Origin of the sequence: Marisediminitalea alba (genome assembly GCF_002993365.1) — a bacterium.
Classification (GTDB): Bacteria; Pseudomonadota; Gammaproteobacteria; order Enterobacterales; family Alteromonadaceae; genus Alteromonas; species Alteromonas alba.
Genome location: NZ_PVNP01000190.1, coordinates 15,488 through 39,927, shown reverse-complemented (window position 1 = coordinate 39,927; position 24,440 = coordinate 15,488). Strand labels below are relative to the sequence as shown.

Genomic DNA, 24,440 nt, shown 5'->3' with positions numbered 1-24,440 from the left:
CTGTCGTTATCTTTTATGCTTATATTATGGCGCATAACACTACCACGCGCCTAAGGTAAAGTCAGGCTGTCTGCCGAGAGTTTCATGCGACTCAAAGTATCAAACAGATGTGACGGCTGGCCAAGTTGTACCTGGTAGATATAACGGTAAGCCATCACCGCTTTGACATAATGGCGGGTTTCCCGGTAAGGGATGTTTTCAATCCACACATCCAGCGACTGCTCCCCGCTGGTTGGCAACCACTCCATTACCCGTTGCCAGCCAGCATTATAGGATGCCGACACCAGCACCGGATTGTGGTTGAGCTTGTCGTTAAGGTATTTCAGATACTGAATTCCAAATTCCAGGTTTTGCTCAGGCTGAAGCAGAGTGCTATAACCCACCCGCTGCTTACTGATGTAATTCACGGTGCCCGGCATCAGTTGCATCAGGCCCCGGGCACCAGCCGGTGACACGGCATCAACCATAAACGAGCTCTCCCGCCGGGCAATCGCCATAGCCAGCGCCGGGTCAACCTCGTGCTGGGACGCTTGCTGCTGAAACTCTTCGGCAAATGCCATGGGAAAGCGGCGGCGCACATCATTGAAATAACCGGTTTGAGCAAAGCCAATAATCGCCTGATCGTGCCACCCCCAATCACTGGCAAGCAGCGTTACCGCGCGCTTTTCTTCGTTGGTCAGGCGCCGGTTCAGGTAATACCACTCACGCCGGGCTTCCACATAGCGGCCCAGTTTAAATAACTCATAGGCCCGCTGAACTGCCGGCACCGTGCTCATTCTGGCCAGAGTGTAGTCGCTCATTTCAAGGGGCTGATCGGCCAGTTCCGGGGGCTGTTGCAAACGAGCGCTGGCCAGAAAACCATAATAATGGCGTTCTTTGGCCAGTTCACCGTAAAGTTGTTGGGGAACTTGTTCAGCACTAAGCTCTGAGAGTCCACGTGCCCGCCAGTAACGAAAAGCGTCCTGGCGCTGTTCTTCTGCCGGTGCGGTCTGAATCACTTGCAAAGCCTGCTGCCAGTCATTTTGCCGCAGCATATAGGCAAGATGCCAGTGTCTGACGTCTTCTTCGGCATCAGGGACATTTGCCTTCGCCAGCCACTCACTGGCATTATCGTCACCCTCAATCACCAGACTAATAGCAATGGCGCGATAAATTTGTCTGATTTGTGCTTCACTGAATGCGATTTTGCCCTGCCAGTACTGAAAGGCTTTTATTGCTTTAGCTGGCGCCTGCCAAGCCAGCCGGATCAGGCCATAATAAAGTACGGCCTTTTCCTGCTCCGGATACTTACGCGGGAACAAGCTGTATTTCAGTACCGTAGACGATGAGCGACGGGTCTGCCGCCATAAATCCACCAAATAATGATGCGAGGCAGGCAGCCTGCGCTGCAGATAACCCAACAAATTACGATCGCCGCCTCTGACCACTTTCTCGATGCGACCTAACACCCTGTCTGTGGTCATATGGCCAGCCTGTTGCCACTGTTTGAATACCGGATCGCACTCATCCGGACGCGACTGTCCGGACAACCATAGCGTATCGACCTGCTCAAACCAGTAGTCCGGGTTGTCGGACTGCTGTAGCTGATAGTGCAGATAGCGGCAGGTATATATAGTGCCAAGCCCCGGCTGATAGGCTTCAATGAAAGCCGCTTTTCTTTGCTGGTCGCTGAGTAAGTCCAGCCAGCGCTTGCGCAAATGAGTCGCCAGAGGCGTACCTGCATAGCGGGCGAGAAATTCATTCACGGTAGTGTCGGACAGGCTCCCCAGGGTGCGCTCGGCAAGTCGTAGTTTTAAATACGGCACCAGCGGGTAGTTTGCCAGATCCTCAATGTCTTTATGAATAGCGGGAAGTTTTGATACCGGCAGTGTGTTGAGTTGTTTTTCCAGGCTTAAAAATTGTTCGCGTTGCTGTTCACGCAGTTTGCCGTCTTCGGCCACCGCATACGGCGAAGCAAACCAATTCAGTAACGTGATCAGCAGTACTAACCGCAATGCCTGCACAACATCTCCTTTTTTGCCCGGGCTATATCAGAGTCTCGTAGTGTAGAGACTCCGCGTCCGGGATAACAGCGATATTCGATGACTCGCTTTTGTACGAGTTTCAGGGCAAAAAGTAACCAACAGTGCTAACATCAACAACAGCATTGCCGGAATCGCCCGCCCGTATTTCTAATTTAGCAAAATTGGCAACAAATGGCAGCGACACCGAATGGCTATACACAACTATAAATAAATTAAATATGCGTTAAAGGGCTTGAAAACGTTACCTTAGACACCATTGATTCAACATAATTGAAACACCTGTTTGAATTTTTGTTGATATTTTTCTCTGCATTGGAAAGAATCAGGGTTGTAAAGACAACGCGCCTCCCTACAATTTTATTAATTTCACGCATAACGCTGAAAGGAGACAACAATGATCTACGAAGGCCAAAATCTAACGGTATCACTGTTGGATAACGGTTTTGCTGAACTGGTATTTGATGCCAAGGGTTCAGTAAATAAATTCGACCGCCAGACAATCAGTGACCTGGACGAAGCTACCCAGGCCATCGCCGCTAACAGCGACGTAAAAGGTGTGGTAGTTCGCAGCGCCAAGCCGGCTTTTATCGTTGGAGCTGATATCACAGAATTTACCGACATGTTTGCCCAGCCTGAAGAAGAAATTCTGGCCTGGGTTGCCAAAACGTCAAAAGTGTTTGACCGCTTCGAAGATCTGCCGGTCCCCACAGTGGCTGCTGTGAATGGTTTTGCACTGGGTGGCGGTTGTGAGATGGCATTGGCCTGTGATCTTCGCGTTGTGGATACCACGGCTTCTATCGGTCTGCCAGAAGTGAAATTAGGTCTGATGCCAGGCTTTGGTGGTACGGTACGCCTGCCACGTCTCATTGGTTCGGATAACGCCCTTGAGTGGATGACCACGGGCAAAGACAGAAAAGGCCAGCAGGCACTTAATGAAGGCGCCGTTGATGCCGTTGTCGCGCCTGAAAAGCTAGCTGAAGCCGCTCTTAGCATGGTGACGGACGCCGCCGCTGGCAAAATTGACTGGCAGGCTCGCCGGGCCAGCAAAAAAGCGCCACTTAAATTAAACAGCAACGAAGCGATGATGAGCTTCTCTACCGCCCAGGCTTTCGTTGCTGCCAAAGCAGGTAAACACTACCCTGCTCCGCACATGATGGTAGAAACGGTTAAGAATGCTTCTTCACTGGATCGTGATGGTGCGCTGGCGCTGGAAAACCAGGGCTTTGTCAAACTGGCTAAAACCGACGCGGCGAAAGCACAGATTGGCATTTTTATGGCCGACCAGTTGGTGAAAGGCAAAGGTAAGAAGTTAGCCAAATCAGCCAGCAAAGCAGTCAAGATGAATGCGGTACTGGGTGCCGGTATCATGGGTGGCGGCATTGCTTACCAGAGCGCCGTGAAAGGCTTGCCAGTAGTAATGAAAGACATTAACCAGCCTGCTCTGGACCTCGGCCTGTCTGAAGCCGCTAAGATCCTTAACAAGGGCATGCAGCTGGGTAAAGTTACGCCCGAAAAAATGGCTAAAACCCTCAACGCCATTACGCCTTCACTGGAATACAGCGCCATTAAGGACGTTGATCTGGTCATTGAAGCGGTGGTTGAAAATCCGAAGGTTAAGAGCATCGTTCTGAAAGAAACCGAACAGAATGTGGATGACGATACAATCCTGTGTTCAAACACCTCTACTATTTCGATTAACCAACTGGCAGAAAGTCTGGAAAAACCAGAGCGTTTCTGCGGTATGCACTTCTTTAACCCGGTGCACCGCATGCCACTGGTCGAAATCATCCGCGGCGAGAAAACCTCAGACGACACGATTGCTGCGGTAGTGGCTACCACGCTGCAAATGGGCAAAACGCCGATTGTAGTGAATGACTGCCCGGGCTTTTTGGTAAACCGCGTATTATTCCCTTACTTTGCTGGTTTCTCGAAACTGGTACTCGATGGTGCCGACTTTGTTGCCGTTGATAAAGTGATGGAAAAACAGTTTGGCTGGCCAATGGGCCCGGCTTACCTGCTCGACGTGGTAGGAATGGACACGGCAGACCATGCCGCCTCGGTTATGGCAGAAGGTATTCCTGAGCGTATGGCAAAAGTCGAAAATGATCCGGTAACGCTGTTGTTCAAAGAAGAGCGTTTAGGTCAGAAGAATGCCAAAGGCTTCTACAACTTCAGTAAAGATAAGCGTGGTAAGCCGAAGAAAGATGCGGCCCCTGAAGCTTATGAGCTGATTAAGCCTCACCAGGCAGAAGCCAGTGAATTTAGCAGTGAAGAAATCATTGCCCGTCTGATGATCCCGATGGCCAACGAAGCGATTCGTTGTCTTGAGGAAGGCATCGTGGCAAGTGCTGCCGAAGCCGATATGGCCCTGATTTACGGACTTGGCTTCCCGCCGTTCCGTGGTGGTATTTTCCGTTACATCGAAACTATGGGATTAGCGAACTTTGTCGAACTTGCCGACAAATACGCCCATTTAGGTCCGATTTACCAAATTACAGACGGCGTTCGTCAAATGGCCGCTGAAGGTAAATCTTACTTCGCTTAATCACCTTAGGAGACATAATCATGAAAGATGTAGTAGTTATTGACTGTATTCGCACACCCATGGGTCGCTCCAAAGGTGGCGTATTCAGAAACGTTCGTGCCGAGAGTTTATCGGCGCACTTAATGAGTGCCCTGATTGCCAGAAACCCCAACGTGGATCCGGCAGAAATTGAAGACATTATCTGGGGCTGTGTTCAGCAAACCAAAGAGCAGGGCTTTAACGTTGCCCGTAATGCCCAGCTGTTAACCGAGATCCCACGCAGTACTTCTGCGGTAACGGTTAACCGTTTGTGTGGCTCATCCATGCAGGCGCTGCATGATGCTACCAAAGGCATCATGACCGGTCAGGGCGACGTGTACATGATTGGTGGTGTAGAGCACATGGGTCATGTGCCAATGACCTTTAACCTCGACTTCCATCCGGGGCTGGCAAAATATACCGCCAAGGCGTCTGGTAACATGGGCATGACAGCAGAACTGCTGGGCCGTCAGAACGGCATTACCCGTGAGATGCAGGATGCCTTCGCAGCCCGTTCGCACCAGAAAGCGCATCAGGCGCATCTGGAAGGCCGCTGGGCCAGCGAGATTGTGGCCACCGAAGGCCATGATGCCGACGGCGTGTTAAAGATGGTCGACTTTGACGAAGTTATCCGCCCGGAAAGTACACCAGAAACAATGGCTGCGCTGCGTCCGGTATTTGATCCGGTTAACGGTACTGTTACCGCGGGTTCTGCTTCGGCGATTTCAGACGGTGCTTCGGCAATGCTGCTGATGTCGGCTGATCGTGCCAAAGAACTGGGCCTGACACCACGCGCTAAAATTCGCTCAATGGGTGTGGCTGGCTGTGACGCGGCGATCATGGGTTACGGCCCGGTGCCTGCTACCCAAAAAGCCCTCAAGCGTGCGGGCTTAACCATGGACGATATTGAGATTGCTGAGTTTAACGAAGCCTTTGCGGCTCAGGCACTGAGCTGTATTAAGCAACTTGGCTGGCTGGATAAGTACGACGAATGCGTTAACTTAAACGGCGGTGCCATTGCGCTTGGTCACCCTCTGGGTTGCTCTGGTTCACGTATTAGCACCACTTTGATTAACCTGATGGAAGCCAATGACAAGTCTATCGGCCTGGCGACCATGTGTATTGGTTTAGGCCAGGGTATCGCTACCGTATTTGAACGCGTGTAAGACTGTACAACGTTATTGAAAGGGCACCTTAGCGGTGCCCTTTTTTGTTGTAGCCAGAAAATCTGAGCTTTACCGGCATGCCTGGCATAGCAAGCATATTATGACTTGTTTCTGCCAGAGAGGTTTTATCGAAGAAAATTCGTCGTTAGGTATTTGCCACCACGCAACAGGGCATTATTGTTACCTACGGCTCAACTCAGGCGCAACTGGCATACCTTGGTGAGAATAATGGCAAAGGCTCGGTAAGCTACCTTATTCAACCCGCCGGAGTATTGCATGTTGTAGACTGGATAGTGGTGGGTCGCTTACCCTATAAAGATCTGCCCGGTTATGACATACAAGGCATGATCAGCTCCACCAAAGCGGTACTTAATCGCTCTGACTTTGAAGTATTTGTAGGCGGCCATGCCGATATCGGTACCCGTGCGGATATTGAACATTATCAGGCGTACCTGGAAGCGCTTTACAGTGCAGTAAGAGACGGCATGCTGGCCGACAATATTAAGGGCGTGTACCAGTCACTGGTGGATGACTCCTATTTTAACTTTCGGGCCGACCTTGATACGGCTTACTGACCGTTAAAGTACTGCGTTACTGCATCAAACAGGCTGGTACAGCGTTGGTAGCCAGAGGCCACACCATCGCTTTCGTACTCCGAATCCACCAGGTACAAGTGTTGTATTCCGGCACTTTGCCCCGCCTGTATGTCTGACATTTTATCGCCAATCATCACTGAGCTTGTCAGGTCAATCCGATGTTCTGTGGCGGCAGCGTTAACCATACCCGGATTGGGCTTACGGAAATCACAATCTTTTAGATATTCGCCCTGTCCGTGGGTAGCGTGATGGGGGCAATACCGTACATCGGTTATGGCGACCCCATGCTGGGAAAACTGCTCACACATCCATTCAGTCAGTACAGCAAACTGCTCCTCGGTGTAATACCCTCGCCCGATTCCGGCCTGGTTAGTGACAACAATAATGGCGTAACCTTCATCCACTATACGTTTACAGGCCTCAAAAACACCAGATACAAACTCAAAACTCTCGGGCTCACATACATAGCCGTGATCAATATTAATTACGCCATCCCTGTCGAGAAAAAACGCTTTGCGAGGTAACGTCATGTTGATTCCGCTTTTAATCGCCAACTTTCGCCGGCCTAGTTTTCGATGTTTGCCAGATATTCAGCGTTAAGGATATCCGTAAGGGTGTCATTTTGAATATCGCTGGTCCAGAATTCAAAGTTTTTAAACCCGGCACCAACAAAAAATTCCAGCTCATTTCTAAATGCTTGTTCGGACGATATTCCTTCCTCAAACCTTTCCGGTTGGTCAGTGAAGCTGGCAATCGTCTGGCAGATCGCAAAAGAGTTATTCGCAGCTTGCTGTGCCACGGGAAATACCGGATATTCCTTTTCCCTTGGATCTGTTGCCATCCGCGATGCGCACCACCAAATGGCTACACCACAGCGCTCACCTATTGTGTCAAAACAATAGTCGTAAGCAGTTTGCGCCAGGGCCGAACTGTCAAATACGGTATGCACTTCCAGAATAACCGGAGTCGTTGGAAAGTATGTCATGTACATGTCCAATACCGCGTTGTACGCATCACTTAGCTTTGAAAAAGTGTAGCCTGCATCGCTAAAACTTTGCTCGTCCACATACCAGTGCATTTCCACGCCGTTAGTCATCGCCGCATAGGTAACGTAAATACCAGCCAGAGACTCATTACTGTCAAACTGATTGCCCAGTTCACTAATGAGTGCTTGCTTGTAGCTCTGATAAGTTGAGTCCCAGGGTAAACAAGTGACTTCAGGGTCTCCCCTGAACGTATAATTAAATGTCGTGCACTCATCTAATAACCACTGCGGCATTTCTTTGCTATCCACGATCGCCAGACTAACCCGGTCTCCCAGTTCCTCAGCTTCCTGCAGTTCTCGTTCTATCACCGAAAAGTCGTATTCTGCGGGAGCCGGGTTTATATCAGACCATCTTAATCTTATGAGAGTGCCGGAAACATGAGACAAGTCATTAATATGTTCAGAGACAAAAGACCCGGTATTATTGGTATTTAAGCTGCCTGCACTGTTGAAGATCCCCTGTGGTGGGGCCTTAAAATCACCGGCTGGCGGTGGGTTACTCACCGGAGGCAGCGGGGTTGGCGTTGGCGAAGACGTTGTGGAGTTCCCGCCTCCGCAAGCCGTAATAAAGAATAACAAACAGGTCAATAAGCCGGAAAGTCGAAACAAAAGAGATTACCTCGTTAGTTTGCACAGCATAGTCGTTTACAGAGCAGCCCGGTTACTGCCTGCGGGCATTTTGCTTGTGAACCAAAGTATGCTGGTAATCCTTGCCATTCTCAACCGGGAAATGACATTAGCGACAAGCAGATACACAACAGGCCCCTGATGGGGCCTGTATCGTTATTTTAAAATGCTTATTTCAACAGCGGAGCATATTCAGTTTCCAGAATAGTCACCAGACTCTCATCTTTTAAGTCAGCAGACCAAATCTCGAAGTTCTTAAAGCCTTCGCCGATAAAGAAATCCATTTCGTTACGTAAGGCTTCTTCGGGTGTCCAGCCCTGACCTGAATCGAAGCGGTCTGGTTGAGAACTGAAATTACCAATAGTCTGACATACCGCAAATGACAATTCAGTAGCCTGTTGTGCCACATGATAAACCGGATACTCAGCCTGGCGAGGGTCAGTTGCCATCCGTGAAGCACACCACCAGATTGCCACACCACAACGATTTCCCAGCGTATCATAACAATGGTTGAAGGCGTTTTCGGCCAGGTGGGACTCGTCGAATACGGTGTGGATTTCCATCAGAATTGGCGTGGTAGCAAATGCGTCAGCGTACATATCCATGACATCGTTATAGGATTGCTCTAAACGATCCGGGGTATAACCAGCCGCCGTAAACTCGTTTTCATCCACTCTCCAGTGCATCTCGATACCGTTGGACATGGCGGCGTAGCTCATATAAACCCCACGCAGATTCGGATGCGAGTCAAACTGTGCCCCCAAACGACTTACCAGCTCAGCTTTAAATTGCTGATAGTGACTGTCCCATGGCAAACAAGTAGTCTCAGCCTCACCACGGAAGGTGTAATCAAAGGTTTCACACTGATCCTTTACATATTGAGGCATTTCTTTGCTGTCGAGTATGGCCAGACTAATACTGGCATCCAACTCAGCAGCTGCCGCCAGCTCTTTTTCCAGTGGCGTAAAGTCAAACACACCCTCAGATGGATTAATAGTCTTCCAGCTAACTCTTACCAGACTGCCTGTTACATGCTCTTCGCCGTTGATATCATCACGAACAATGGTGGCACGCTGATTAGTTGAACTAATAATCCCAGCGCTGTGAAACAACCCCTGAGGTGCACTCTTAGTCTCTGGCTCAGGTGTTGGTTCTGGTGTAGGCTCAGGAGTTGGTTCTGGTGTAGGCTCAGGAGTTGGTTCTGGCGTAGGCTCAGGAGTTGGTTCTGGCGTAGGCTCTGGCGTCGGTGAAGGTGAAGGCCGTCTAAAGATCGGACGCCAGAATCCACGCGCGGGAGAAATCGCAGCCGTGCTACCAGAGCGAGAAAAGTTAACTTGGTTCGATCCATCGAGGTTATTGGTTTCCATACCTTTGCGGGTGAAGTCATTGTTATTCAGGCTGGCAGCACCTGCAGAGAAAGTTGCAGAGACTACAGCTGTAGCAATAACACTTTTAATAAAACCAGTCATTTCTATTTACCTCAAAAAAACTAAAACACGGTTGCTAAGAACGGGATGCATTAAAGTCTTTTTCGGTTTAAATAAAAATCACCAACACCATACGAGGGTATATAAAATGCGACCTGAAGCGATTATCACGGGTTACGAGCATTCTTTAACGACCACTACCTTACACGATTTAACCTCAAGGTATATCCGCTAACTCTATGACTCAAAGAAGCTTTAGGTTTTATCATGTCGCTCTGGCTAAGCGACAGGGAAAAGGACATATCCCAACCATATTACTTCACGCAATCAGGTATATAAAAAAATAACCAATTGCGTGAAAGAAAGTTTGAAAACGCCGTCACGAAAACGCTGGAAGTCTAAAAAGTACTATAAAACAATAGGATCTAATGAAAAATGATGACTTCACTTTTTCTACCCACAACATTTTTACTATTTTTGCCCACAGGCGCGCATTGTGGCCTAAAAAGAAGTGTTTTTCGCAGGGGTCTATGGCACGATAAATATCTCTCATTAATAACGATACCTTGCGCACTAAACACCGCAGCATCCCTACACGACAGGAGTAACACATGAGCCCGGATATTCAGGATGAAATAAAAGCATCCATTGCCGTTAAGGAAGCCACATTAAAGGATGAACACCTGCTATCTCAACTTAGCGACCTCATCGATGCCTGCCTTTCTTCGCTTCAGCAAGGGGGCAAAATCATTTTCTGTGGTAACGGCGGCAGTTTCGCTGATGCACAGCATTTATCAGCCGAGTTTACCTCTCGCTTCTTGTTTGATAGGGCGCCACTGCCGTCGCTGGCACTGGGTACCAATAACTCAGCGATTAGCGCTATTGGCAACGACTACGGTTATGAGTTTGTTTTTTCCCGTGAATTGCAAAGCATTGCCACCGAAAAGGACGTATTTGTAGGCATTTCCACTAGCGGAAACAGTCCTAATGTTATTGCTGCAGTAGAAGTGGCTAAACAAATGAACGTCAAAACCTATGTGTTAACCGGTCAGACCGGTGGTAAATTAAAAGCTCTCTGCAATTGCCTATGCATTCCATCGCCCGACACAGCGCGTATACAGGAATGCCATATCTTGCTTGGCCATATATTGTGCGGGCAGGTAGAAAAGCGATATTTTAAGGGGTAAGTAACTTCTTTATTGCCAAAAAAAGCACCGAATGGTGCTTTTTTTTTGGGTTTTCAGGCTACTCTGCCATTAATCTAAAACAGGCAGGCCGCTGGGCACTTCAGCTGGTATCATCCCACTCTTTTCAAAACTGTTCCAATCTGTGAGTGCTTTCAGGAACGCCATAATGTCATCAACCTGCTCTGCATTTAGGGCCACTGGCTGTAAATCATTCGCATCAATAATGTCCTGACGTAAAACCAGGTCGTTATAGCTATCAAGATCAGTTAAATCGAACTCCGCATGTTGAGCGACCACAATCTGACTACCATCATAGTTTTCCAATGCTGTTAACGGATCCAGATGATGTTCAATAACACCTCGTAAAGTTGCGTAAGCACCATCATGTCCATATGGCGCTGTTAGCCAGACATTTCGCAACGACGGTGTTTTAAATTTAGCCCAGTCTTCCTCCCTGCCAGTACGTTCTGCACGTCCGCGGTCCTGTAACGGAAACCGGAACTCTGCTCCGGGCCCCACCTGAGGCATAGCAATTCCATGAAACCCATGATCAGTCTGGAATTTGCCACTGTGACAACTCGAACAGCCAGACTCGCCATAAAACAAATTCATACCGCGGACTTGCTGTGCGGTCATCGCATCGGTGTTGCCACGCAGATAGTCATCAAAAGGGCTGTTATCACTTCTGAAGGCGACGGCTTGAAATGCTCCAACAGCATTAGCATAGTGTTGAATCTGCATGTCCTGAGCACTGAGTATTTCGCCCGGGTAGGCGTCCATAAACAGTTGAACATAGGACGGGATGGCTCTTAAACGCTGCATGTAAGCGTCCCAGATTAGCGGAAAGTTTGCCGGACCGGTGCGAGGCCTGACGACAGACGAAACTTCATTATCACCAATTTCTCCCATCATTTCTGCCAGGTTAGCAATTGGAAATAATGACTGGCCGGCAAGCACGTTTTCGATGTTGCGCGGTGTAGCACGATTTGATGGTAGGTCTAACCTACCGTTACTCATTTGATGAATACCATTCCAGTTCATGCGAATGAACTCTTTGGCGCCAAGGTTAAACAGATGTGGCGCATGCCGACCAATGCGGGTAGAAATAGCTTCTGCTCCCTCACCGGTGGTTCGATAGCGACCAAGGCCCCGGCCACCTTCACCAACTCCCAGCGACAGGCCATCGCCACTACCTAGCAGCGGATTGTGACATGTGGCACAGGAAATGTTTCGGTTACCGCTCATGATCTTATCAAAAAACAGCATGTTTCCCAATTTAACTTTAGCCTCGGGAGGCGCGCCATTATCATAATAATCGGTATCGGTTACTGGTTCAGGAAGTTCCTGAGCCTGCGCGCTGGTGAGCGCTGCAGAGATTCCCAGAGACACAGCTATCAGTTTCAGTTTATTGGTATATCTGACCATCAGGTCTTCTCCTTGTTTGCCAACTCAATGCACCGACTGCTGTGCACCCAGAGTATTGCTGGTTTTTGTATTTTTGAAATACAACATGGAGACTTGCCACCTGCCTGAACAGGAAATCAGCAGATTAGTGCTGTCCTACCAAGTAGCTCTACTCCAGAATCTGAATATCCCGAATAAAGGGGTACTCACCGGCCGGGTTAGCGCCGAAATCCCGGCACCATATTCGTAACGTGTATGTCCCTGCAGGCAATTGTGTACCGTTGGCTGTTGTACCATCCCACTCGTAATACACATCCTGCGCCCCTTCAACGCCGTCGTAACCACCGCCGAGCTGGGTTCTGACCAACTCATTTACCGTGGTAAAACCTTCCTGATCATAAATATATATCGTTACTACCGCGCTTTCGGTAATAGAAAAAGCGATACTTCCCGGGGTGCCGTCGGTAAGATTCACATCCGTTATTTCGAGGTTTTGTACTTCTACCGGCACGGTATCAATCAACACATCTACCGAATCGGAAATGGATGCGCCATCGTCACTCTCGGCAAATAAGTTAAAGGTGTAGAGTCCATCCGGGTAATGAATAGGATGGCCTTCACTATCAATATACTCAATGCCATCCCAAATTACCGTACCGGTACGAGAATATCCCCCTTCGGTCAGGATCAGGTTGTTTTCACTGTCAGAGAGCGAGAGTTCCCAGGTGAGCCGCTGGTTAAACTCAACGTCTGCAATACCCACATCCGTTCGACCATCGCCATTTGGCGAGAAGGCTTCCCTGGCAGGTTCAAAATAGTCGATGGCAGGTAAACGTTCTGTTGAGCCTTCTTCATATACCCGAATCTCACCGCTCCTTACAATGGGTTGCCTGTCCGAGGTATAAGCCGTAATCCGATACTGGTATCTGCCATCCTCCACATATTCTCCGGCCTGATTGGTGCCATCCCATTCAAAGTTATGGCTTGCCCCGAGACTGCTGGAGCGGAATATCCCGCCGCCGTTCTCTGTCAGAATATCGATATCGGAAATAAGCGACTCTGAAAATACAGCCCCTACCTGAATGTAGCTGTCCCGGTATTTATCATAAAATTCAGGTAGCTCTGTGGTATCGACCACCAGCGGTAAGCCCTCAGTACCATAGGCCAGGGCAATCTCAAACGAGTCGTAGCGGTTATCATCCCAACCGACAATATAATTGTTATTATCGTCCACAGCGGTATCGACCACCAAAGAGCCATAATCACTGGCAGAAATAACCAGGGGATCACTAAAGGTGACGCCATTGTCTTTTGATACCGAATACACCGTTTCATAGTTCCCGGTGGTTGTATCAGACCAGGCGAGCAGCAAATCGCCAGTGGGCCCTAAGGCCATAGATGCATAAATGGAAATACCGTCATTATTGGACATGTTTTGTGGTGAAGAGAATGTTGCACCACCGTCTTGTGATTTTACCATCCACAGCTCAGCATCCAGCAGTTTGCCACTCACCGGGTTAATGGTTTTTTCCTCATCCCAAATGAGGTAAATCGTATCGCCGTCACTTTGTATGTCTGGTCGCTGTACCGTGTTGTCGGACGAATAGACGGAGCGAGGGGTGGAAAATGTCTCACCATTATCACTGGATGAGCTATAAAACACATCATTGAAGGTCGACCAGGTAAGCTCAATTTTACCTACCCGGCTAATACTAATGGCTGGTTCAACAATGGTATTGACTGCCAGTTGAACCGGGTCTGTAAAGGTTTCTCCATTATCTACCGAGCGGATAATATTTAACTCGGTGGCCGACGACCAGACAACAAATATTGTGCCCTCTTCATCAATGGCAATAGAAGGTTCATTGCTGGGCTTCTCACTATTAGACAGGTTAGTTTCGGGATTAATACCCGTTGCACCATTATTACGGGATTCACTGATGCCAAACTCACCGAGCTCTTCGTTGTAGTCCAGAATTAAATAGTAAATGTCAGAAAATACCTCTTTGGCTTCCTGCCATACTACATGGAGACTACCATCCGGAGCTGCGGCAATATCCGCGCGCTGGCCTAGCCCGATTAGGTCGGTCTGGCTGTTGGAAATCTGCTGGATCGCTTGTTTTTCAAACCCTTCAATTTTTACTGCGGAGTAATAAATCTCGGTACCACTGTTACTGCCGGTGTTATCGTCCCACACCACGTGGTAATAGCCATTATTGTCAAAGGTAATGGCCGGGCGTAAGGTTAGTCCAGGTGTTTCCGATATATTAATAGGATTGAAAAAGGCCACCGACGGAGCAATAAAACCGGTGTCACAGGCATCGCCAACTCCATTTTCATCCTCATCTACTTGCTCCGGGTTTGAGACTGTCGGGCAGTTATCATTTCGATCCACAATACTGTCGTTATCAACATCGCATACATCACCAATACCGTCACCATTACTGTCGGCCTGATCAGGATTGCTGATAAAGGGGCAATTGTCGATATCGGCTGACAGAGAGTCGCCATCGCGATCACAGAAATCCCCCACCCCATCACCGTTACTATCAAGCTGGTCAGGGTTAGCAAAAAACTGGCAGTTATCAAAGTTATCCAGGATACCGTCTTCATCGGAATCCTGACAGGCATCCCCCTGGAAGGTGTCGTCTGAGTTTTCCTGCAACGGGTTGGCAATTGATGGACAGTTGTCTGCAACATCTTCAACGCCGTCTCTGTCTATATCGCACGCATCTCCCACACCATCGGCATTGTCGTCAAGTTGTTCAGGGTTATAGGTGGATGGGCAGTTATCAAATAAACTATTAACACCATCCCCATCATCTTCACACAGGTCACCTAACCCATCACCATTGCTATCCAGCTGTTCCGGGTCATACACCCCCGGGCAAACATCCAACTCGTTTGATATGCCGTCTGAGTCGGTATCACAGACATCGCCGACCCCATCGAGGTTAGTATCAGTTTGATTGGGGTTGCTGAGGATCGGACAGTTATCAATAATATCAATCACGCCATCATCATCGATATCCTGGCAGGCATCGCCGCGGCGATTATTATCAGCATCAGCCTGGCTGGGGTTGGCAACATCCGGGCAATTATCCAAATCGCCATCAATGCCATCCCCGTCCACATCGCAAGCATCCCCAACGCCGTCAAAATTTGAGTCGAATTGGTCGCTGTTAGCGACCGTTGGGCAGTTATCCTGGATGGCAGGCACGCCATCTTCATCATCATCACAGGCGTCGCCTGCGCCATCATTATTGCTATCCGTCTGCTCGGTATTCGCGATCCCTGGACAATTATCGACAGAGTTATCTATCCCATCCTGATCGGCGTCACACATATCACCAACACCATCATTGTTGCTATCAATCTGGTCTGGGTTTTGAATAAAATCACAGTTATCTATCGTGTCTAAAATACCGTCATCATCAGTATCCTGACATGCATCACCACGCCGGTTGTTATCTGTATCCAACTGATCCGGATTGGCGACATCAGCGCAATTGTCAATGAAAGCATCAATCCCGTCACCATCTGCATCACAGGCATCACCAACCCCATCACTGTTACTGTCATACTGGTCTAAGTTGGTTACTGCCGGGCAGTTATCATCAATACTGCGAATGCCATCGCTGTCTTCGTCACAGGCGTCGCCGATAGCATCGCCATTGCCATCGAGTTGTTCCGGATTGAAGGTGGCCGGGCAGTTATCCTCGGTACTTTCAATACCGTCACCATCTGCATCACACGCATCGCCGAGTCCGTCGCCATTCGTGTCCATCTGATCGGTATTGGCTAGCAGCGGGCAATTATCGACCTCGTCGTCGATAGTATCGTTATCATTATCGGTGTCACACTGATTGATAATGCCATCACCATCCTGATCGCCTGCATTTGGATTTACCAGCGCGGAGCAGCGATTCTCTTCAGTATCCTCAACCGAGTTGCCTTCTCCACAGCCGGCAAGAAAGCCGGTGCAAATAACAAGCATGAGCAAAACACTAAACACTTTCACTGACATTTACTCCCTGATATAGCACTGCTGTACTGCCCTGGCATGCTGGTTAACGCTCCCAAAGATACAGTCGGCTGTCGTAGCTCTCGGCGACAACCCGCATATTCTGATTAATGAAATCCAGCGTCTCGGCATCGATAATTCGGGTTAAGCCGTCTACCGGTGCGGCAACAAAAAACACCCGGTCATGTCGACTCAGCACATCCTGAAGTTCCTGTTTAGTTCGCAGCACCGGGTTACCAACAAACTTATCCACGTAATAAGGCCGCTGCTTAACCGTGTCGTACACCACCTTGCGATCGGTAATGGTTTGCACAAAGTAGTCACCTTTATTATCAACATAGTGCTCGGTAAGCAGTGGTATCGAAGTGATTAAAACGTCTGATTTGCGCCAATACTGTGAAAGCGCTAGTGACACTGAGCGACCGTCCATGCCAGCCAGATTGGGACGGTAATCCACCCGCATTGCATCAATATTGCCGCTCATTAACCTATACAGGTGTAGGCCTCCAGCGCCAGCAGGAACCATCAGCACTGCCATGATAAGCACTGCAGTAAGTGCGCCCTGAGCACGAAAAACCCGCCCTCGCACCTGGCCAATCTGACGCTGGATCAGCATTAGCAATTTTACAAAAACCGCGGCAACCGCGAGCAAAAAGACCGGTAGTACAAAGTAAAAATAGTGTGCGTTGTAGTAGCCAAGCAAATTGGTTAATGACAAATAAGCCATCACTACAAACAACACCACAAAACTCAGCTTGCGGTCATAAAACATGAAGATCAGTCCAAGCAGGAAGAACAAGCTAAGCCCGATGTGAGTTTCGGTGAAGAAGAAATTGTTAATGTAATACCAGGGCTCATAAGACGGCTGAGTGAATGTCAGTTTCGGTGTCGCCAGGTCGCTTTTGCCAAACCCAACCATGATAAAGGGTTCCTGCAATAAGGAGCGGCGAATGCCCTGAGCGGCCACCACTAATATAATCAACACCGCCGCAATCCACAGGTTCGGCTGAAAAAACCAGCGCCAGTCCTGCCAGCGAATAACGATTGCCACAAAGGCCATAATGGGCAACACAAGCCCGGAGCCTTCCCAGCTCAGATAACTGAAAGCAAAGGCCAGAGCAGATAAGCAGGCGAGCCTGAGGGAAATCCGGTCACTGGCAAGGAGCCTGTAAAAAGCAATAAGCGCCAGTAGGTTGAAGAACTGAATTTGTGACGGATGGAAGCAGTTCTTACCCCAGTATATCGCCCAGGGCGAAATCGCATAGAGCACGCCGGCGATGAGGCCGGTTAACCGTCCAAACCAGGCCGAGCCACAATAGATAATTAACAGGCAGGTGCTGGTACCAAACAGTACTGCCGGAATGCGCAGGGCAAAGTCGCTGTAACCAAAGGTCTTTACCGAGGCGGCCAGAAAATAGGGCACCAGCTCATAGGTCGCCAGCTCAACTTCCATGCCACCAACCATTAAGTAGGGGTAACCACGTTCCACTACCCCTCTGGCAAATCCTGCAATCGTTGCCTCATCAACCGTAAGCGCCTGTTGGTCTATATTGTGTAGTCGCAATAGCAAGGCTGCCAGCGCCACAACGGCGCTGACAACATAAAAGGCAGTGTTCCCCAGTCTGAATTGATTACCGTGGTTCCATTCGCGAGGCGACCGATTACTAACTGGTTTGATAGTCGTTGCAGCCTGTTCAGCAAGCACCACAATGACCATCAGCATCCACATAATCAGCATCAATTGCAGGGCATTTACCGAAAAGATTTGGCGCGCGTCGAATCGCACATCCTGAGCCATAAACCCCGCGACAACTAAACATAAGATAGCAATAGCATTAGCAAAACATGTGCTGGTGAGCTGTTTTTGCAGACTCACTCCCAATAACTTGAAGAGCGGCACAACCAACAAAATAAACAGCACTACCATACCGCCTTGCAACCAAGGGCCGGCTTGCGCTACCGCAGGTGGAGTAAAGTTATCATTTACGATATACGCATAGGTTAGTGGCACCGCAGGAGCAGCGATTCTTACCTGCGTTAAATTGCTACCCGCACGAATATCTTCCAGTGCAGAATGGCCACTGCCACCACCGCCATGAATTTGCCAATCAGGTGAAATAAACGTTGTGGTTATCTGATAATCATTCTGCCGGATAAGACCACCAGCTACCACCGGATCTACACCATTATTCATCAGGTTGATTTCTATACTGTTTTCACCGGCTTTCAGGCGCGGCAACACCGAGTTAAGGTGTAACTGCGAATCGGAGGGTGAAAAGATTCCGCCACTGATGCCATTGATAATCGCTTCATAAGGTACATCCGATGCTATCGCCAGCCATACCTGCTCTTCAGCCTCCGGCGCATAGTTAAAGGTAGTGAAGAGTGAAACCGACCAATGTTGTGAAGCATCCAGTACATATGAAGGTGGGCTGGGTAGAGCCAGTAATAACTCCGGAGGCGTGGTCACCTGCGCCATACGGTTGTCACCGACAACCTGCACCGAACTGGTCCAGAATGCGTCATCGTACCCTGTGTCGAACCATTTATGCCGGCTGGTAGTTTGCGGATATAACGCCTGGCTTTTCACCATAGCATCAGAAATAAAGGTCTGCCGCTGGCCCAGCGCATCGATAACGGTTAACTCGTATCGCAACGCGACCGTTGCCGGAAATGAAGAACGATGCAGCTCAAAAGCCAGAACATTGCTGCCAGTTTGTAAATGGCGACTCAGATCCAGTACAGCAGTGGCCTGCAAAGAGCGATTTTCCACAGATTTAACAGACTTACCGTTGGCATAAATCTGCAGGTTGTCTGTGCCTGACACTTGCAGTACTGCTCGCTGCGGCGCATTGTCCAGCTCTATGGCATGACGGAAGTAACCGTTAGCGCCAGCTGATTCAGTGCTAATCCACTGGCTTTGTGACCAGTTAAGTAGCGAACGAGGATTCGCAGTATCCACTGACTGCAAATAGCCAAAGATCACTGCACAAACAATCAGGATAATAAGTGTAAGGCTGCTCCACCAATGCTCTGCTTTCATAATCATCCCCTACGTCCCGCTCAGACCTTTGACCGCCCGGTAATTCTTATCGCTATCCAGAGCAATAGACTGCTGATAGGCCTCTCGGGCTTCAGCAGGGCGGCCAAGCTGACTGAGACAATCACCTTTAGATGAGAAAACATCGGCCGACACGGAGCGGTTATGGGTGCGCTGCAACAATAATTCAGCAGTGATGACACAAGCCTCAAACTGGCGGGTCTGCTCGTAAATGCGTAACAAAGCCGTTTGCCCGACGGGGTTGCCATGAATCGCCAGCGAGGATTTAAAGTGACTCTCTGCCAATCCCCAGTCGTTGCGCCACAGGTGCAGTAGTCCCAGGCGATTATAAGCATCCATAGTGATCCGCTGCTCAGTGCGAATGTGCGCATCAACCAATTCTTTCCTGATGCTGAGCTGCTGCTCCCCAGCGTTTAACACCGCGGCACTTGCCGACAGGGCATTGGTATCGATAACTTCAGTAAACCGGCTGGCACTGAAACGCTGTTCAAGTTGATAAGCTTTTGCCAGCGGCGTCGCCGGCCCATAAATAGAAAAATACAGGTAAGAATGTAGCAGTGTAAATCCTGGCGAATAGGTCAGCACCGGATCGAGCGTCACCGCTTCATTGAGAATGCCAATGGCCACCGCAGGTTCGCCGTTATTAATCGCCCGTACGCCCTGGTTAACCTTCAGGTACGCCAGCGACACACTTCCCAGCCCGGCAGCAAAAAAGGTGGTCAGAGCAAAAATCAGCGCCAGTACCAAGGCTATCAGTTTGCGCTGGCTGCTAACAATACAGTAGAGGGACACTGCACAGCCGATAAGGAAACTTAATTTGGCTCCCCAGCCCAGTATTCCGAGTGCCGCCCTGATGCGATCAGTAAAGTGATAAGCATCAAAAGCCAGCGCAGTTTCCACAGAGCGACCAGCATTAGGGATCGCGTTTAATGCCAGTATATGCTGTATATCGCGAAATGCCTGACTCTCAGTGATATAAAGCTGTATACGTTCGCCATCGAGCATGCTTACAGACAAGGCAATACAAAACATCAGCGCGGTTAAGCCAAAGCATATCAATAAACGCAGCGTATACATGCGCATGGCCGTAGTTAAAAAGATCAGCGCTGTCAGCCCCAGCACTACCAGCTTAAACTGGCCGTTTTGGCCTGCTGCCTGCAGGTCGGCTAAACGATATTCTCCGGTCAGAGGCATCACCACCCAGGTACCGCCACTGCCCACCAGCATTAACAATGCTGCCAGTAATAATACAGGGTGTTGTTCGATAAAACGCCAGGGCCTGGTTGCCGTGTGCAATCCGGTTTGCAGGAGACTAAGAGCTCGCATCATCTAGCTCCCCGATGCCGAGTTGTCGGCCAGCCCGGCGCGGCTTTGGCGTTCTGTTAGCAATGCCAAAGCCCGTTTAATGTCTGCCGGTTTAAACACCCTTAACACAAACAACCCGGCAATGTAGCTCACTCCATAAGCCAGCGAAAAAAGCACCTGTTCTGTGACGCCTTGCGGGGGAGAAAGGTAAGCCACCCAACTGATCAATAAACATAACAAAACCGGGCGAGAAAGTTGGGCCAACCAGGCATAGGCCAGTTGCACGCGGGATAAGAAAACGATACACAGCAGGAAGTAACTCAGCTCGCCCAGCAAGGTACCCCATGCTGCGCCGGTGGCGCCCATACGAGGTATTAGCAGCACATCTACCAGAGTGTTAACGGCCAGACAACTCATTGCGGCCAGCAGGTAAAACCGTTGTTTACCCAGTGCCATAAAGACATAGCTAAGCAACATGTTGACAAACAGGCCAATAATGGCAAAAGCAAGGATCCGCAAAGCCGGTATTGCGCTGACATAAGTCGGCCCGTAAAAGAGCTCTATCAGGTTGCCGGCAGAAACAAATACATACCCGCACAAAGGGATGGAAACAATTAAAAAACCGGTCAGGGTTAACGAGAAGAATGCCGGCAGTTTATCCGGCTCGTTGCTGGCCATTCGTGACATAGCCGGAAACAAGGGCAGACAGATAGCAAATGGGATCATGTCGACCACCTGAACCACTTTGTAGGCGGCGCTGAATAAGCCAACGGCACTGGCTGTTGCCAGTACGCCCAGTAATAAAGTGTCGACCTGCAACGTTAACCGGCGGATCACCATGGAAGCCCCGATTGGCACGGCATCTTTTAACAACTGCCAGGCAAAGGCAAAATCACGACCAAAACCAAAGCGAATAAACCGGGTTCTGACCACGACAACAAAATAAACATACTGACAAAGGTTTGCCACTAAATACGCCATGCAAATAGCCAGCAGCGAAGAAGAAAACAACGACAAGTGATAAAACAGGTAGATAAGTGCCAGCAGAATAACCTTGTGCACTACAAAGCTGATGGCGTTGTAACTCATTTGTTCAAAGGCCCGGCACACCGAGGAATAAACCACAGAGTGATAGGTGGCCAGCACCGCCACGCCCATTATGATGGCAGCGCTTTGCTGCCGGGCGGTATCCAGGCTAAACAAGGCTATAAGAGCAACCAGGGTTAAGATCACCATCGACAGTACCCATGCCAGAGACAGCACATTACTCATAATGTATTGCGCCCGGCTGGTATCCCTGGCAACTTCCCGAACGATCAGGTTGGTCAGCCCGAAATCGGCCACCAACTGGCAAACACTGGTAATGGCTAGGATGTAGGAAAACACACCAAACTGCTCTACTCCCAGCAACCGGGCAGCCATCAGCACGATAATAAAACTCAGCAGTCCGCCAACGCCTTCGCTGGCAAAGACCATAATCAGGTTTTTTAAAACGCGCCCGTTGCCTGCCATTACTTATCTCACTCAGACTGACAGATTTGGTTACTGAACAATGACGCCTCAGCATATTGCATCCAGGCCTGATTGTAGGCGGCCAGCAAATTAAGTTGCGCGGTGATTTTGTCATCTTCAGCCTGGACCAGTTCATCAAGCCCTGATAAGCCGTTTTCAACCCTTTCATTCTCACTACTGAGCATTTGTTCACGGCGGGTCAGTTCAAGGCGGGCAACCTCAATCTTACTTTTGGAACTGGCCAGATCGCCGGCGATATTCGCCGCTTGCAGGCGCTTTATCTTGCGCAGGTAATCGAGCTCCGAATCAATCGCGGTAACCGTTTTGCGCAACGCTTTCGACTCGCCGTAGTTACTCGCCACTGCACCCAATGGGTACTCAATCGTCAGACCTATTTCGCTGTAGTCTTTGCGCAGTGCATTACCAAAGTTATCTCCGGTACGTAATTTTACGTAAAGGCCAAGTGAAGGTTTGAGTTTGCCGTACTGGGCATCGAGCTTGTCTTTTTCCAGTGCCAGCTTAGACTCCAGCAGAGTGATATCAGGGTGCGCAGAGACCAGGCGGTCAAGATCATTCATCTGCAGACGCCGCTCGGTAATGGCGGCTAATTCTTTAAAGCTCTGTTGCGGTTGCGCGTTCAATAACTCGACATCGCGTTGTAGCATCAACAGCAGAAACTGATAATTAACTTCCCGCTGGCGAACGGCGTCGTCGAGCTGGTCTTTCAGACTGGCGTAGGCCGCACTGGCGGTGAAGAGGTCGTCGGTAGTACTGACTCCGGCCTCCACCTTAGTCTTCATATCATCCAGTTGCTGCTGACGTTTCACGACCAGGGGCTGCAAAACGTCACGCTGAGCACTGTACATCATAATGTTAAAGTAGTACTGGCTCACCAGGGTAAGTGCCTCACGATGAGCGGTGCTGAGCTGCGATTTGGCAACCGACAGTTGGGACTCCGCCTCGGAGTTTGCCAGAGCTGACTCGCCTAACCACTTGCCGTCTTCGTACAGCCCCCAGTTCATATCCACCTTCCCCTGCCAGGCTTCACCTTTAGAGTAAAAGTTAGGTTGTTCGGGATCCTGAACCGCGCCTTCCTGAACCGCGAAAAAACTGGTGGGCTGCCCTTTAGCCGCATACACATCAAGTCCAACGGTCACTTCCGGCATCCATTTATTGAGATCGGCATTTTCGACCCGTTGTTTAGCCGCATCCAGTTGCAACCGCACGTTAGCCGTCATATCGTGGGCTTTACATGACATATCGATAAGCTGCTCATAACTGTTTACCGGCACCGCACTGTGCGCCTGCAACGACAAACAACTGATAAGTAATAAAAGGTATTTAGCTCGCATTGCCCATCTCCACACGATCTCCATCCTTAAGCGCCTGCTGGCCTACCACTACAATTCTGTCGCGTGGACTCAATCCTGAACGAATACCCACGTACCCTTGCTCATAACCAATAATGGATACTTCTTTAAGGTGTGCCTTTTCGGCTTCGTCGATAACAAAAACAAACCCACTACGACCATTACTACCAAGCAAGGCAATAGCCGGGATCCGCAGGGTGTCAGCAGAGCCTCCCGCCAGTTCAATGGTGGCAATACCGCCCATACCAGGACGTAAAATCAGGTCCGGGTTATCCACCTTAGCGTAAACAGACACCGTGTCGCTGATCCGATCCACTTCATACCCCAGACGCAGGATTTCAGCGGTAATAGTGCGTTCGGGAAATGCATCCAGCGACACACTCACAGGCTGCCCCAGAGACAGTTCTCCAAAGTATCGCTGAGCCACTTTGGCTTCTACATAAATAGGATTGGTCACACTCAGGGTGATTATCGGCATGGTCATGCGCACCTGGGTGTTTTCAAAGGCGGATACAGCTGTTACCACGCCCCCCACAGGCGCTTTGAGTTCTACCTGTGAGTATTCAAACTCAGCTTTCTGCACTTCGTATTGATTATTGATAAGCTTCGACTTGGCCTGTTTTTCGGCCAGAGTGGCTTTGGTGAATTCGTCTTTACCAACCAGATTCTTGGCAAACAGTGATTCCACGCGGGTAAAGTTTCGCTGCGCTTCCTCGTATTCTTCCTCGGCAATCTCGGCCACTGACTTGGCCAGCTCTACTTTGGCTTTGAGCTGATCTTCATAAAAACTCACCAGCACATCGCCTTTCTTAACCAGATCGCCAACCTGCACACGCACCTCACTGACCATGGCATTAGAGCCCGGATAGATGGGTAATTCCTGGTTTTCAACCAGAGTCGCCTGAGTGACCAGCGTGGCTTTTACCGGGGCGGCTTCCACTTCGATGACTTTTACCGGTATGGGTTTGTCGTTTTCTCTGGCATAGCTGGCATTAGTAGTACTAAGGTGTGCAGAAATGATATTTAATGCCCAGTTACCCAGTATTATTAAGGCGACTATCAAAACCACCAGTAAGGTGACAGACAAGCGTTTTTCCATTTTCTGGTTAGAGCTGTTATTTGCTGTCAT

Annotated in this window: 15 protein-coding genes; 4 read left to right on the top strand and 11 right to left on the bottom strand. The window is 49.5% G+C overall.

What is annotated here, in order from left to right; translation table 11 throughout:
* Window positions 1–50: 50 nt before the first annotated feature.
* On the bottom strand, window positions 51–2,003 hold the full coding sequence (locus C6Y40_RS17580) for a transglycosylase SLT domain-containing protein (protein WP_105935710.1): 1,953 nt from the start codon (window positions 2,001–2,003) through the stop codon (window positions 51–53).
* 415 nt (window positions 2,004–2,418) lie between these two features.
* Here C6Y40_RS17580 and fadB point away from each other — a divergent pair, with 415 nt between their 5' ends.
* The 3 genes from fadB to C6Y40_RS17565 all read left to right on the top strand — a co-directional run bounded on the left by fadB (window position 2,419) and on the right by C6Y40_RS17565 (window position 6,328).
* On the top strand, window positions 2,419–4,569 hold the full coding sequence (gene fadB, locus C6Y40_RS17575; RefSeq protein ID WP_105935709.1) for a fatty acid oxidation complex subunit alpha FadB: 2,151 nt from the start codon (window positions 2,419–2,421) through the stop codon (window positions 4,567–4,569).
* Window positions 4,570–4,589: 20 nt separating this feature from the next.
* Complete coding sequence (gene fadA / locus C6Y40_RS17570; RefSeq protein WP_105935708.1) at window positions 4,590–5,753, top strand: acetyl-CoA C-acyltransferase FadA; 1,164 nt, start codon at window positions 4,590–4,592, stop codon at window positions 5,751–5,753.
* Window positions 5,754–6,025: 272 nt separating this feature from the next.
* Complete coding sequence (locus tag C6Y40_RS17565; RefSeq protein ID WP_146129602.1) at window positions 6,026–6,328, top strand: MBL fold metallo-hydrolase; 303 nt, start codon at window positions 6,026–6,028, stop codon at window positions 6,326–6,328.
* On the opposite strand, the gene gmhB is transcribed toward C6Y40_RS17565, so the two are convergent.
* The 3 genes from gmhB to C6Y40_RS17550 all read right to left on the bottom strand — a co-directional run bounded on the left by gmhB (window position 6,322) and on the right by C6Y40_RS17550 (window position 9,490).
* Window positions 6,322–6,879, bottom strand: a complete 558-nt coding sequence (gene gmhB, locus C6Y40_RS17560) for a D-glycero-beta-D-manno-heptose 1,7-bisphosphate 7-phosphatase (protein WP_240622002.1) — start codon at window positions 6,877–6,879, stop codon at window positions 6,322–6,324. The genes C6Y40_RS17565 and gmhB overlap by 7 nt on opposite strands.
* 35 nt (window positions 6,880–6,914) lie before the next feature.
* The gene (locus tag C6Y40_RS17555; protein ID WP_146129601.1) at window positions 6,915–8,003 is read right to left on the bottom strand and encodes a hypothetical protein; all 1,089 of its coding nucleotides are present in this window, start codon (window positions 8,001–8,003) and stop codon (window positions 6,915–6,917) included.
* Window positions 8,004–8,191: 188 nt separating this feature from the next.
* Window positions 8,192–9,490 carry a beta-galactosidase gene (locus C6Y40_RS17550; protein WP_105935705.1) on the bottom strand — a complete coding sequence of 433 codons (1,299 nt, stop codon included), beginning with the start codon at window positions 9,488–9,490 and terminating at the stop codon, window positions 8,192–8,194.
* 569 nt (window positions 9,491–10,059) lie between these two features.
* On the opposite strand from C6Y40_RS17550, the gene C6Y40_RS17545 reads away from it, so the two are divergent.
* Window positions 10,060–10,635, top strand: coding sequence for a D-sedoheptulose 7-phosphate isomerase (locus C6Y40_RS17545; protein ID WP_105935704.1), 576 nt, complete (start codon window positions 10,060–10,062; stop codon window positions 10,633–10,635).
* Window positions 10,636–10,704: 69 nt separating this feature from the next.
* Here C6Y40_RS17545 and C6Y40_RS17540 read toward each other — a convergent pair whose 3' ends face one another.
* The 7 genes from C6Y40_RS17540 to C6Y40_RS17510 all read right to left on the bottom strand — a co-directional run bounded on the left by C6Y40_RS17540 (window position 10,705) and on the right by C6Y40_RS17510 (window position 24,440).
* On the bottom strand, window positions 10,705–12,060 hold the full coding sequence (locus C6Y40_RS17540) for a cytochrome-c peroxidase (RefSeq protein ID WP_105935703.1): 1,356 nt from the start codon (window positions 12,058–12,060) through the stop codon (window positions 10,705–10,707).
* 148 nt (window positions 12,061–12,208) lie between these two features.
* Window positions 12,209–16,066: a thrombospondin type 3 repeat-containing protein gene (locus C6Y40_RS17535; RefSeq protein ID WP_105935702.1), complete on the bottom strand. Its 3,858-nt coding sequence runs from the start codon at window positions 16,064–16,066 to the stop codon at window positions 12,209–12,211.
* A 43-nt stretch (window positions 16,067–16,109) separates the two neighbouring features.
* Window positions 16,110–19,106 carry a glycosyltransferase family 39 protein gene (locus tag C6Y40_RS17530; protein ID WP_170308526.1) on the bottom strand — a complete coding sequence of 999 codons (2,997 nt, stop codon included), beginning with the start codon at window positions 19,104–19,106 and terminating at the stop codon, window positions 16,110–16,112.
* Window positions 19,107–19,115: 9 nt separating this feature from the next.
* On the bottom strand, window positions 19,116–20,453 hold the full coding sequence (locus C6Y40_RS17525; RefSeq protein ID WP_105935700.1) for a tetratricopeptide repeat protein: 1,338 nt from the start codon (window positions 20,451–20,453) through the stop codon (window positions 19,116–19,118).
* Complete coding sequence (locus C6Y40_RS17520) at window positions 20,454–21,941, bottom strand: flippase (protein WP_105935699.1); 1,488 nt, start codon at window positions 21,939–21,941, stop codon at window positions 20,454–20,456.
* A gap of 8 nt (window positions 21,942–21,949) precedes the next feature.
* Entirely contained in the window at window positions 21,950–23,293 is a 1,344-nt protein-coding gene (locus tag C6Y40_RS17515; RefSeq protein ID WP_170308525.1) for a TolC family protein, read from the bottom strand.
* Window positions 23,283–24,440, bottom strand: coding sequence for an efflux RND transporter periplasmic adaptor subunit (locus C6Y40_RS17510; RefSeq protein WP_105935697.1), 1,158 nt, complete (start codon window positions 24,438–24,440; stop codon window positions 23,283–23,285). Before C6Y40_RS17510 ends, C6Y40_RS17515 begins: the two co-directional genes overlap by 11 nt.

Coding starts and splice junctions, on each gene's coding strand:
- fadB (WP_105935709.1), top strand. CDS start 2,419: ATGATCTACGAAGGCCAAAATCTAACGGTATCACTGTTGGATAACGGT.
- fadA (WP_105935708.1), top strand. CDS start 4,590: ATGAAAGATGTAGTAGTTATTGACTGTATTCGCACACCCATGGGTCGC.
- gmhB (WP_240622002.1), bottom strand. CDS start 6,879: ATGACGTTACCTCGCAAAGCGTTTTTTCTCGACAGGGATGGCGTAATT.
- C6Y40_RS17550 (WP_105935705.1), bottom strand. CDS start 9,490: ATGACTGGTTTTATTAAAAGTGTTATTGCTACAGCTGTAGTCTCTGCA.
- C6Y40_RS17545 (WP_105935704.1), top strand. CDS start 10,060: ATGAGCCCGGATATTCAGGATGAAATAAAAGCATCCATTGCCGTTAAG.
- C6Y40_RS17540 (WP_105935703.1), bottom strand. CDS start 12,060: ATGGTCAGATATACCAATAAACTGAAACTGATAGCTGTGTCTCTGGGA.
- C6Y40_RS17535 (WP_105935702.1), bottom strand. CDS start 16,066: ATGTCAGTGAAAGTGTTTAGTGTTTTGCTCATGCTTGTTATTTGCACC.
- C6Y40_RS17530 (WP_170308526.1), bottom strand. CDS start 19,106: ATGAAAGCAGAGCATTGGTGGAGCAGCCTTACACTTATTATCCTGATT.
- C6Y40_RS17525 (WP_105935700.1), bottom strand. CDS start 20,453: ATGATGCGAGCTCTTAGTCTCCTGCAAACCGGATTGCACACGGCAACC.
- C6Y40_RS17520 (WP_105935699.1), bottom strand. CDS start 21,941: ATGGCAGGCAACGGGCGCGTTTTAAAAAACCTGATTATGGTCTTTGCC.
- C6Y40_RS17515 (WP_170308525.1), bottom strand. CDS start 23,293: ATGCGAGCTAAATACCTTTTATTACTTATCAGTTGTTTGTCGTTGCAG.
- C6Y40_RS17510 (WP_105935697.1), bottom strand. CDS start 24,440: ATGACAGCAAATAACAGCTCTAACCAGAAAATGGAAAAACGCTTGTCT.